This is a genomic window from Mitsuaria sp. GD03876 (assembly GCF_029840635.1).
In the GTDB taxonomy this organism is placed as follows: Bacteria; Pseudomonadota; Gammaproteobacteria; order Burkholderiales; family Burkholderiaceae_C; genus Roseateles.
On record NZ_JAOCCU010000067.1, the window covers coordinates 18,537 to 29,553 of the forward strand.

An 11,017-nucleotide genomic window follows, 5' to 3' on the forward strand; every position below is an offset into this window, starting at 1 on the left:
CTGATCAGACGACCACCGGCTCCGGCTCCAGCCGGATGCCGAAGCGGCCGTAGACGCTTTCCTGGATCGCCCGCGCCAGCGTGACGACCTCGGCGCCGCGGGCCTCGCCGCGGTTCACCAGCACCAGCGCCTGCTTCTCGTAGACGGCCGCGCCGCCCACGCTCTTGCCCTTCCAGCCGCAGGCGTCGATCAGCCAGCCCGCGGCCAGCTTGAAGCTGCCGTCCGGCATCGGGTAATGCACGATGTGCGGATCGCGGGAAATGATGTCGCGGCACTGCTCCGCGCTGACCACCGGGTTCTTGAAGAAGCTGCCCGCGTTGCCGATGCGCGCCGGATCCGGCAGCTTGGCGCGGCGGATCTCGCAGACCCACTCGAACACCTGACGCGCGTCCGGCGCGGCGATGCCGGTCTCGGCCATCTTGCGTTCGATGTCCAGGTAGCCGAGCTGCGGCTGCCAGGGCTTGGGGCAACGCAGGCGGACCTTGGTGATCACGCTCTTGCCGGCCAGGCCGCCGTAGCCGGTCTGCTTGAACACGCTGTCGCGGTAGCCGAAGCGGCAGACCTCCGCCGGCAGCGTCACCCGGCGGCCGGTCGTCAGGTCGACGACGTCCACGTTCTCCAGCCGGTCCTTGAGCTCGACGCCGTAGGCGCCGATGTTCTGCACCGGCGCGGCGCCGACCGTGCCGGGGATCAGCGCCATGTTCTCCAGGCCCGGCACGCCCTGCTCCAGCGAGCCGGCCACCGCGTCGTGCCACGGCACGCCGGCGCCGACCTCGACGATCCAGCAGTCGTCGCGTTCCTCGACGCGCAGGCCCGGGATCTCCATCTTCAGCACGACCGCCTCGACATCCCGCGTCAGCACGAGGTTCGACCCGCCGCCGAGCACGAACTTCGGCGCGCGGCCCAGTTCGGGGTGGTCGACGACGCGGCGCACGTCCAGTTCCTCGCGGATGCGCACCAGGCGGCGCGCGGTCGCGGGCAGGCCGAAGGTGTTGTAGGCCTTGAGGTTGACGTCGGTCTCGACGACGACGCCCTCGCGGCGCTCGGTCGAGGGGGAGTGGGAGGGAGACTGCATGGCTAGAATTCTCGCCCATATCCCCCGAAGGCCCGATCCGGGCCTTCGCTCTTCTGAAAGCGATGTACCGACATGCCCAGCTTTGACACCGTCCTCGAACCCGACATGGTGAAGGTCCGCAACAGCGTGGACGCCAGCGCGAAGGAAATCACCACCCGCTTCGACTTCAAGGGCACCAGCGCGTCCATCGAGTGGAAGGACAAGGAGAAGGAAATCCACGCCACCGGCGACGCGGAATTCCAGCTCGAGCAGATCGAGGGCGTGCTCTACGCCAAGCTGACCAAGCAGGGCATCGTGCTGGGCTTCGTCGACAAGCAGGACAAGATCGAGAAGCTCGGCGGCGACCGCGTCAAGCAGGTCTACAAGATCAAGAACGGCCTGGACGCGCCCGAGGCCAAGAAGGTCGTCGCCGCGATCAAGGAGAGCAAGCTCAAGGTGCAGGCGCAGATCGAGGGCGACATCGTGCGCATCACCGGCAAGTCGCTGGACGACCTGCAGGCCGCGCAGGCGGTGCTGCGCAAGGACCTGTCCGACCTGCCGCTGAGCTTCGACAACTACCGCAAGTGAGCCTGGAGGCGCGCCGGCGTTCGCGCGGCCGCGCCCCACCCGCTCCGGCCGGCCGACGGCACCACGCCGCGACCTCGCGCCGCGGCATCACGACAACAACATCGGGGGGGACGACATGAGCACACTGGGCAGGCCCGGCTGGCGCGGTCCGGTCGCGGCGGCGCTGCTGGCGCTGTGCGCGTCGGCCGCCCACGCGGACAGCGTCAAGGCGGCGCGCTACTACGAGGACGCGCTCAAGCGCTTCGAGCGCCAGGACATCGACGGCGCCGTCATCCAGCTCAAGAACGCGCTGCAGCAGGACGCCCGGATGCTGACGGTGCACGTGCTGCTGGGCAAGGCGCTGCTGATGCGCAGCGAGGCCGCGGCCGCCGAGATCGAGTTCAACGAGGCGCTCTCCCAAGGCATCAACCGCGCCGAGGTGGCCGTGCCGCTGGCGCAGGCGCTGGTCGCGCAGGGCAAGCAGCCCGAGGTGTTCAAGCTCCCGGCGCTGGTGCCCGACGGCCTGCCCGACCACATCCGCAAGCCGCTGCTGCTGGTGCGCGCCGCGGCGGCGTCGGACCTGGGCGATCCCGTGCGCGCGCAGGCGCAGATCGACCTGGCCCGCGCGATCCCGCCCGAGAACGCCGACACCTGGCTGGCCGAGGTGCCGCTGCGCCTGCGCGCGCGCCAGTTCGACAAGGCCGCCGCCGCCGCCGACCAGGCGCTGCGGCTGGCGCCGGGCAACGGCGAGGCGCTGTACCAGCGCGCCAGCGTGCCGCACGTGCAAGGGCGGCTGGACGAGGCGCTCAAGGGCTACGAACGCGCGATCGCGGCCGATCCCCGCCACCTGGAGGCGCAACTGGCGCGCGCCGGCCTGCTGATCGACCTGAACCGCGACGCCGACGCGCTGGCGCAGGTGCAATCGGCGCTCAAGCTCGCGCCGAGCGAGCCGCGCGCGCTCTACCTCACGGCCGTGCTGGCGGAGCGCCGCGGCGACGCCGCCGCCGCGAAGGCCGCGCTGAAGGCGGTCACCACCGAGCTGGACCCGGTGCCGATCGAGTTCATCCGCTTCCGTCCCCAGGCGCTGATGCTCAACGGGCTGGCGCACTTCGGCCTGGGCGAGATGGAGAAGGCCAAGCCCTACCTCGAGTACGCGCAGCGCCAGACGCCCAACAGCCCGCTGTCCAAGCTGCTGGCGCAGGTCTATGTCGCCGAGCCCAACCTCGACCGGGCCGGCGAGGTGCTCGAGGCCTACGTCAAGGCCTACCCGGGCGACGGCCAGGCGCTGGTCATGCTGGCCACGCTGCAGATGGCGCAGGGCCGGCACGCGCGCGCCGCGACGCTGATGCAGGAGGCGCTCAAGACCCGCGACGCGCCGGAGTTCCGCACCGCGCTGGGCCTGTCGCTGCTGCGCAGCGGCCAGTCCGGCGACGCGATCGGCGAACTGGAGAAGTCCTTCCAGCGCGACCCGCGCCAGACCTACGCCGGCATGGCGCTGATGTCGCTCTACCTGCGCGGCGGCCAGCCGGCCAAGGCGGTCGCCATCGGCGAGAAGCTGGTCAAGCAGGCCCCGAGCAATCCCACCACCTGGATCCAGCTGGGCGTCGCGCGCAAGGCGACCGGCAACCTCGCCGGCGCCCGCGAGGCGTACCAGAAGGCCGCGCAGCTCGACGCCGCCCTGCCCGAGGCGCAACTCGGCTTGGCGCGGGTGGACATCACCGAGCGCAAGTTCGACGACGCCCAGGCGCGCCTGGCGGCGATGCTGAAGGCGGACGAGAAGAACGCCGACGCGCTCTACGAGATGGCCTTGCTCAGCGAGGCCCGCGGCCAGGCGGCCGAGGTGCCGCGCTGGCTGGCCAAGGCCACCGACGTCAGCACCGGGCGCAACACGCGGGCGGATCAGGCGCTGGTGGCCTGGCTGCTCAAGCAGGACCAGCCGGGTCCGGCGCTCGAGGCCGCCAAGAAGCTGCTCGGCAAGGCGCCCGACGATCCGCAGACGCTGATCACCTACGCGCGGGCGCAGCTCGCCAACCGCGACGTCAACGGCGCCCGCGCGACGCTGACCAACGCGGCGCGGCGGTCGGGCTTCGGCGCCGACCCGCTGGCGCAGATCGCCGGACTGCAGCTGGACGCGCGCGACCTCGCGGGCGCCGCCTACAGCCTGGACAAGGCGCTGCAGACCGCGCCGCAGCACGTCGGCGCGCTGGCGCTGTCGTCGACCGTGGCGACGCAGCAAGGCAACCTCGTGCTGGCGGAAAAGCAGGCGCGGCAGGTGATCCAGCTGCGGCCGCAGGCGGCGCTGGGCTACTCGCTGCTGGCCGACGTGGCCCAGGCCCGCAAGCAGCCGGCGCAGGCGCTGGAGGCGCTGCGCAAGGCGCATGAGGTGCAGCCGACCAGCGGCAGCCTGCTGGCGCTGATGCGGGCGCTCGGCCGCCAGGATCCGGCCGGCAAGGCGGCGCCGGAGCTGGCCGAACGCTGGCTCAAGACGCGGCCGAACGACCTGGCGGCCTGGAAGGCGCTGGGCGACGCGCAGGCCCGCGCCGGCGTGTACCCGGCGGCACGGCGCAGCTACGAGACGGCGCTCAAGCTCAAGGCGGACGACGTCGACGCGCTGAACAACCTGGCCAACACGCTGGTCCGGCAAGGCGATCCGGCGGCCGCGACCGCCGTGGCGGAACGGGCGCTGGCGCTGGAGCCGCGCAACGTCGCGGTGATCGACACGGCCGGCTGGGCCTTCCACCTGGCCGGCAACGCCGACCGGGCGCTGCAGCTGCTGCGCGACGCCCGGCTGCGCGAACCCAACAGCCCCGACATCCGCTTCCACCTGGCGGCGGCGCTGGCCAAGGCCGGCCGCAAGGCCGAGGCGCGGGAGGAACTGGACGTCGCGTTGCGCAGCACGGCGTTCGAAAGTCACAAGGAGGCGCTGGCGCTGAGCCAGACGCTGCGCTGAGGGCGCCGAGCCCCTCTGGTGAGGGGTTCCGGGGCCTGTCAGAAAAACTTACAGTCGCACCCGATCGCCACCTGCATTCAACGCCAAGTGCTTGAGCCGTAAGGGAATCGTGAAGCTGGCCCGGGGCTTGCAACATGAACCGCGAACGCATCTGACACTCCGACGCTGTCGGGGAGACCGAGGGGAAACCATGCAAAAAGTTCAACAACGTCTGATCGGACTCGCCGCCGCGGCGCTCGCGTCGCTGCTGCCGATGAGCGCGCACGCGCTGTCCACCTGGACGGCCAGCGGCAGCTGCGTCACCAACTGCAGCGAGAGCGGCGACGCGGCGCCGAACGTGAGCTACTCGGCCTACTCGGCGGCGATCAACACCTCGGGCGGCGCCTACTCGAGCACCGGCGCCTTCGCGCAGAGCACGCTGGCGTACTACAGCGGCAACGGCTTCGGCGTCACCGCGCCGAGCGGCGACAGCCAGTCGCCCAACCATGCGCTGGACAACTACGGCTACCAGGACCTGATCCTGCTGAAGTTCGACTCGGCGGTGAACCTGACGCAGGTGCAGCTGGGCTGGTGGCAATACGACAGCGACATCACCGTGCTGGCCTACACCGGCTCCACCGCCGGCGTGAACGTGGCCAGCACCATCACCGGCAAGACGGCGGCGAACCTGAAGTCGGCCAACGGCTGGTCGCTGGTGAACAGCTATGCCGACGTGGGCGCCTCGGCGACGGACTCGGTCAACCTGAACACGAGCGTCTCGTCGAGCTGGTGGATCATCACCGCCTACAACTCGCAGCTGGGCGGCAGCCCGACCGGCGCGGACGGCTCGACCAGCGGCCTGACCCGCGGCACCGGCACGAACTTCGCCGGCTACGACTTCATCAAGCTGTTCTCGGTGACCGGCAAGACCGGCGGTGGCGGCAGCAACAACGGCAACGTGCCGGAACCCGCCTCGCTGGCGCTGGCCTCGATCGCGCTGCTGGGCGTGCTCGGCGTGCGCCGCCGCAAGCAATCCCAAAGCTGAGCCTCCCCGCTCCGCGAAAAGCGACCCGCTGGGTCGCTTTTCTTTTGCCCATGAAAAAACGCCCTGCGCTTTCGCGCCGGGCGTTTTGACTTGTGCAGTCCTCGGTCGCGAAACCGTGGCAGGACGGCGCTGGTGGAGGTCGGCGGCGCTTGGGGTTCAGGCGCCTGCCGCCTGTGGCCCCATGCGCTGGCGGCCGGCGCCCGGACCTGCGCAGTCCGGGCCTCCCACGATCAGCTGCGCAGCGCGCGCTTGCGCTCGTTCTCGGACAGGTGGCGCTTGCGCAGTCGCACCGACTTCGGCGTGATCTCGACCAGCTCGTCGTCCTCGATGAACTCCACGCCGTACTCGAGCGTCAGTTCGATCGGCGGCGTCACCTTGATCGCGTCTTCCTTGCCGCTGACGCGGAAGTTGGTCAGCTGCTTGGTGCGGGTCGCGTTGACGATCAGGTCGTTGTCGCGGTTGTGGATGCCGACGATCATGCCTTCGTAGACCGGGTCGTTCGGCTTCACGAACATGCGGCCGCGGTCGTCGAGCTTGCCCAGCGCGTAGGTGAAGATCTCACCGGCGTCCATCGAGATCAGCACGCCGTTCTTGCGGCCGGCGATGTCGCCCTTGTGCGGCTCGTAGCCGTCGAAGATGTTGGAGATCAGGCCCGAGCCGCGGGTCAGGTTCAGGAACTCGTTGGAGAAACCGATCAGGCCGCGGGCCGGGATGCGGTACTCGAGGCGCACGCGGCCACGGCCGTCCGGCTCCATGTTCACGAGTTCGCCCTTGCGCTCGCCCAGCGCCTGCATCACGCCGCCTTGGTGGGCTTCCTCGACGTCGGCGGTGACCAGCTCGATCGGCTCGTGCTTCTCGCCGTTGATGGTCTGGAACACCACGCGCGGCTTGGACACGGCCAGCTCGTAGCCTTCGCGGCGCATGTTCTCCAGCAGGATGGTCAGGTGCAGTTCACCGCGGCCCATCACCTCGAAGATGCCGTCCTCGTCGGTCTCGCTGACGCGCAGCGCGACGTTGGCCTGCAGTTCCTTCTGCAGGCGGTCCCAGATCTGGCGGCTGGTGACGAACTTGCCTTCACGGCCGGCCAGCGGCGAGGTGTTGACGCAGAAGTTCATCGTCAGCGTCGGCTCGTCGACCTTGAGCATCGGCAGCGGGGCCGGATTGGCCGGGCTGGTGACGGTCACGCCGATGCCGATCTCCTCGATGCCGTTGATCAGCACGATGTCACCGGGGCCGGCTTCCGTGGCCTGCACGCGGTCCAGACCCTGGAAGGTCAGCACCTGGTTGACGCGGCCCTTGATGGACTTGCCGTCCGGCCCTTCCATGACCAGCACGTCCTGCGACGGCTTGAGCGTGCCCTGGCTGATGCGGCCCACGCCGATGCGGCCGACGAAGGTCGAGAAGTCCAGCGCGGAGATCTGCAGCTGCAGCGGCGCGTCCGGATCGCCCTTCTGCGACGGCACGTGCTTGAGCACGGTGTTGAACAGGGCGGACATGTCCTCACCCCACTTCTCGCCCGGCGCGCCCTCTTCCAGCGACGACCAGCCGTTGATGCCCGAGGCGTACACGACCGGGAAGTCCAGCTGCTCGTCGGTGGCGCCGAGCTTGTCGAACAGGTCGAAGGCGGCATTGATGACGGCGTCGGGCTTGGCGCCCGGCTTGTCGACCTTGTTCACGACGACGATCGGCTTCAAGCCCAGCGCCAGCGCCTTCTTGGTCACGAAGCGCGTCTGCGGCATCGGGCCTTCCTGCGCGTCGATCAGCAGCACCACGCCGTCGACCATGGACAGCGCGCGCTCGACCTCGCCGCCGAAGTCCGCGTGCCCCGGGGTGTCGACGATGTTGATGTGGGTGCCTTCCCAGCTGACCGCGCAGTTCTTGGCCAGGATGGTGATGCCGCGCTCGCGTTCGATGGCGTTGTTGTCCATCACCGTGTCGACGACTTTCTCGTGCTCGGCGAAGGTGCCGCTCTGGCGAAGGAGCTGGTCCACCATGGTGGTCTTGCCATGGTCGACGTGGGCGATGATGGCGATGTTGCGGATTTGCTTGCTCATGGGGCGGCTTTCGCTTGGAGGGCTTTCTCGGATGGGGAGGAAGTCGGGAACTCGGGGATGTCTCGGATCTTGTGGGCGATGCCGGCTCAGGCGGCCTGCATCAGCATGGAGGCGATTTCGGTCGGACTCAGCAGCCGGTCCGCGATCAGCTCGCCGCCGGCGACATGGGCGCTGCCCAGGAACGCCCGCGGCATCTGGCCGTACACGCGCACCTGCGGCAGGTCGGACAGCGTCACCCGGCGGCGCATGCCCGACAGGAAACGGCCCGCCTCGTCGTTGCTGAGCTCGACCTCGGGCCATTCGCCCAGCAGGCTGTCCGGCGCCGTCAGCAGCGCCAGCCGGCCGGCGTCGTCCAGCGCCTCGAGCTGCTCCAGCGTCACCGCCCGCTCGACCGACACCGGCCCGCTGGCCGTGCGGCGCAGTCCGGCCAGGTGCGCGCCGCAGCCCAGCCGGGCGCCGATGTCCTCGGCCAGCGTGCGGATGTAGGTGCCCTTGGAGCAGCGCACGTCGATGACCAGCAAAAGCTCCGAAGGCTGCCAGTCGACGATGTCCAGCGCGTGAATGGTGACGTTGCGGGGCTGGCGCTCGACGGTCACGCCCTCGCGGGCCAGCTCGTACAGCGCGCGGCCCTGGTGCTTGAGCGCCGAGTACATCGGCGGCAGCTGCGAGATCGGGCCCCGGAAGGCGTCGCACGCGGCGCGGATGTCGTCCAGGCCGAGCGAGGTCGCGACCTCGTCGCGGCGCTCGAGGACCTCGCCCTCGCCGTCGCCGGTCGTGGTCGTGATGCCCAGCCGCAGCGTGGCGCGATAGCCCTTGTCGGCCTCCAGGCTGACCTGGCTGAACTTGGTCGCCGCGCCGAAGGTCAGCGGCAGCAGCCCGGTGGCCAGCGGGTCCAGCGTGCCGGTATGGCCGGCCTTCTCCGCGCGCAGCAGGCGCTTGACCTTCTGCAAGGCGTCATTGCTGGTCAGGCCGAGGGGCTTGTCCAGCATCAGCACGCCATGCACGGCGCGCTTCACGATCTTGGGGCGGGGGGCTACTGCGCTCATCACGGTGCACCGTCCCTCTCGGGACGGCGTCTTTGCATCTCGGGGAGGAAATCAATCCTCGGTGGTCTCGTCGTCCTTGGAGCGGGACGAATTCGCCTTGGCGATCAGCGCGCTCATCTCGGCGGCGCGCTCGGTGGTGCGGTCGAAGTGGAAATGCAGGCTCGGCACGGTGTGGATCTGCAGCCGCTTGAACAGGCCGTTGCGCAGGAAACCCGCCGCCTCGTTCAACGCCTCGCCGGTGGCCTTCGCATCGCCGACCAGCAGCGAATAGAACACCTTGGCGTGCGCGTAGTCGGGCGTGACCTCCACCGCGCTGATCGTCACCATGCCGATGCGCGGGTCCTTCAACTCGCGGATCAACTCGGCCAGGTCGCGCTGGATCTGGTCCGCCACGCGCAGACCGCGGTTGGGGATAGATCGCTTGTGACGCATGGCTCTTTCCTCACTCTCTCAAACAACAAAGCCCGGCGGGGGTGACCCGCCGGGCGTGGAGCGGCGGCAGGCTGGTTTACAGCGTGCGCGCCACCTCCTTGATTTCGAAGACTTCCAGCTGGTCGCCTTCCTTGATGTCGCTGTAGTTCTTCAGCTTGATGCCGCACTCGAAGCCCTCGCGGACTTCCTTGACATCGTCCTTCATGCGCTTGAGCGACTCGATCTCGCCGGTGTAGACCACGACGTTGTCGCGCAGCAGGCGGAAGCGCGCGTTGCGCGTCACGTGGCCGCTGGTGATCATCGAACCGGCGATGGTGCCGATCTTGGTCGCCACGAACACGGTGCGGATCTCGGCGGTACCGATGATCTCCTCGCGCTGCTCCGGTGCCAGCATGCCGGCCATCGCCGCCTTCACATCGTCGACCGCGTCGTAAATGATGTTGTAGTAGCGCAGGTCGACGTCGTTGTGCTCGGCCACCTTGCGGGCGCCGGCATCGGCGCGCACGTTGAAGCCGATCACGACAGCCTTGGAGGCGATCGCCAGGTTGATGTCGGACTCGCTGATGCCGCCCACCGCCGCGTGCACGATCTGCACCTTGACCTCCTCGGTCGACAGCTTGAGCAGCGACGAGGCCAGCGCCTCCTGCGAACCCTGCACGTCGGCCTTGATGATCAGCGGCAGCGTCTGCACGTCGCCGGCGGTCATGTCGGCGAACATGTTCTCCAGCTTGGCGGCCTGCTGCTTGGCCAGCTTGACGTCGCGGTACTTGCCGGCGCGGAAGGTGGCGATTTCACGGGCGCGGCGCTCGTCGCCCAGCACCATGAACTCGTCGCCGGCGCGCGGCACTTCCGTCAGGCCCTGGATCTCGACCGGGATCGACGGGCCGGCTTCGGTCGCGGCCTTGCCGTCCTCGTCCAGCATGGCGCGCACGCGGCCGTAGGTCGAGCCGGCCAGCACCACGTCGCCACGCTTGAGCGTGCCGGACTGCACCAGCACCGTCGCGACCGGGCCGCGGCCCTTGTCCAGCTTGGCTTCGATGACCAGGCCCTTGGCCATCGAATCCTTCGGGGCCTTGAGTTCCAGCACTTCGGCCTGCAGCAGCACCTGCTCCAGCAGGTCGTCGATGCCCTGGCCGGTCTTGGCCGACACCGGGACGAACGGGGACTCGCCGCCGAACTCTTCCGGCACGACTTCCTCGGCCACCAGCTCGCTCTTCACGCGCTCGGCATTGGCATCGGGCTTGTCGATCTTGTTCATCGCGACCACGATCGGCACGCCGGCGGCCTTCGCGTGGTGGATGGCTTCCTTGGTCTGCGGCATCACGCCGTCATCGGCGGCCACGACCAGGATGACGATGTCCGTCGCCTGGGCGCCGCGGGCACGCATGGCCGTGAAGGCCTCGTGACCCGGGGTGTCCAGGAAGGTGACCATGCCGCGCGGCGTGTCGACGTGATAGGCGCCGATGTGCTGCGTGATGCCGCCGGCTTCGCCAGCCGCCACGCGGGCGCGGCGGATGCTGTCCAGCAGCGAGGTCTTGCCGTGGTCGACGTGACCCATGACGGTGACGACGGGGGCGCGGGGCAGCAGTTCGTGCTCGGCCTCGGTGCCCTCTTCCTCGAGGAACGCGTCCGGATCGTCCAGCTTGGCGGCGAACGCCTTGTGGCCCATTTCCTCGACGAGGATCATGGCCGTTTCCTGGTCCAGCTGCTGGTTGATGGTGACCATCTGGCCCAGCTTCATCAGCTGCTTGATGACCTCGGAGGCCTTCACCGACATCTTGTGCGCCAGGTCGGCGACCGAGATGGTCTCGGGGATGTGGACCTCCTGGATCACCGGTTCGGTCGGCGCCTGGAAGTTGGAATGCGCGCCGCCGCGATCGTCGCGACCGC

At 69.3% G+C, this 11,017-nt stretch carries 8 protein-coding genes; 3 read left to right on the forward strand and 5 right to left on the reverse strand.

Annotation, left to right across the window (positions count from 1 at the left end; genetic code table 11):
* Nucleotides 1–4 precede the first annotated feature (4 nt).
* On the reverse strand, nucleotides 5–1,075 hold the full coding sequence (gene murB, locus N5D62_RS26625) for a UDP-N-acetylmuramate dehydrogenase (RefSeq protein WP_279761078.1): 1,071 nt from the start codon (nucleotides 1,073–1,075) through the stop codon (nucleotides 5–7).
* Between the two features lie 72 nt (nucleotides 1,076–1,147).
* Here murB and N5D62_RS26630 point away from each other — a divergent pair, with 72 nt between their 5' ends.
* The 3 genes from N5D62_RS26630 (at nucleotide 1,148) to xdp1 (ending at nucleotide 5,595) form a co-directional block, all read left to right on the forward strand.
* Nucleotides 1,148–1,642 (forward strand): YajQ family cyclic di-GMP-binding protein, encoded by a 495-nt coding sequence (locus tag N5D62_RS26630; protein WP_279761079.1) that lies wholly within the window; start codon nucleotides 1,148–1,150, stop codon nucleotides 1,640–1,642.
* Between the two features lie 115 nt (nucleotides 1,643–1,757).
* Nucleotides 1,758–4,571, forward strand: coding sequence for an XrtA/PEP-CTERM system TPR-repeat protein PrsT (gene prsT, locus N5D62_RS26635; RefSeq protein ID WP_279761080.1), 2,814 nt, complete (start codon nucleotides 1,758–1,760; stop codon nucleotides 4,569–4,571).
* A 190-nt stretch (nucleotides 4,572–4,761) separates the two neighbouring features.
* The gene (xdp1, locus tag N5D62_RS26640; protein WP_279761081.1) at nucleotides 4,762–5,595 is read left to right on the forward strand and encodes an exosortase-dependent surface protein XDP1; all 834 of its coding nucleotides are present in this window, start codon (nucleotides 4,762–4,764) and stop codon (nucleotides 5,593–5,595) included.
* Between the two features lie 230 nt (nucleotides 5,596–5,825).
* Here xdp1 and typA read toward each other — a convergent pair whose 3' ends face one another.
* The 4 genes from typA to infB all read right to left on the reverse strand — a co-directional run.
* Entirely contained in the window at nucleotides 5,826–7,649 is a 1,824-nt protein-coding gene (gene typA, locus N5D62_RS26645) for a translational GTPase TypA (protein ID WP_279761082.1), read from the reverse strand.
* An 86-nt stretch (nucleotides 7,650–7,735) separates the two neighbouring features.
* Nucleotides 7,736–8,695 (reverse strand): tRNA pseudouridine(55) synthase TruB, encoded by a 960-nt coding sequence (truB, locus tag N5D62_RS26650; RefSeq protein WP_279761084.1) that lies wholly within the window; start codon nucleotides 8,693–8,695, stop codon nucleotides 7,736–7,738.
* Between the two features lie 51 nt (nucleotides 8,696–8,746).
* On the reverse strand, nucleotides 8,747–9,127 hold the full coding sequence (gene rbfA, locus N5D62_RS26655; protein WP_279761085.1) for a 30S ribosome-binding factor RbfA: 381 nt from the start codon (nucleotides 9,125–9,127) through the stop codon (nucleotides 8,747–8,749).
* Between the two features lie 76 nt (nucleotides 9,128–9,203).
* Nucleotides 9,204–11,017 (reverse strand): translation initiation factor IF-2 (gene infB / locus N5D62_RS26660; protein WP_279761086.1); only part of this gene is annotated, 1,814 nt, incomplete at its 5' end.

Bases quoted from the DNA above. Each gene is read 5' to 3' on its own strand.
- N5D62_RS26630 (WP_279761079.1), top strand. From the start codon at position 1,148: ATGCCCAGCTTTGACACCGTCCTCGAACCCGACATGGTGAAGGTCCGC.
- murB (WP_279761078.1), bottom strand. From the start codon at position 1,075: ATGCAGTCTCCCTCCCACTCCCCCTCGACCGAGCGCCGCGAGGGCGTC.
- xdp1 (WP_279761081.1), top strand. From the start codon at position 4,762: ATGCAAAAAGTTCAACAACGTCTGATCGGACTCGCCGCCGCGGCGCTC.
- typA (WP_279761082.1), bottom strand. From the start codon at position 7,649: ATGAGCAAGCAAATCCGCAACATCGCCATCATCGCCCACGTCGACCAT.
- truB (WP_279761084.1), bottom strand. From the start codon at position 8,695: ATGAGCGCAGTAGCCCCCCGCCCCAAGATCGTGAAGCGCGCCGTGCAT.
- rbfA (WP_279761085.1), bottom strand. From the start codon at position 9,127: ATGCGTCACAAGCGATCTATCCCCAACCGCGGTCTGCGCGTGGCGGAC.
- prsT (WP_279761080.1), top strand. From the start codon at position 1,758: ATGAGCACACTGGGCAGGCCCGGCTGGCGCGGTCCGGTCGCGGCGGCG.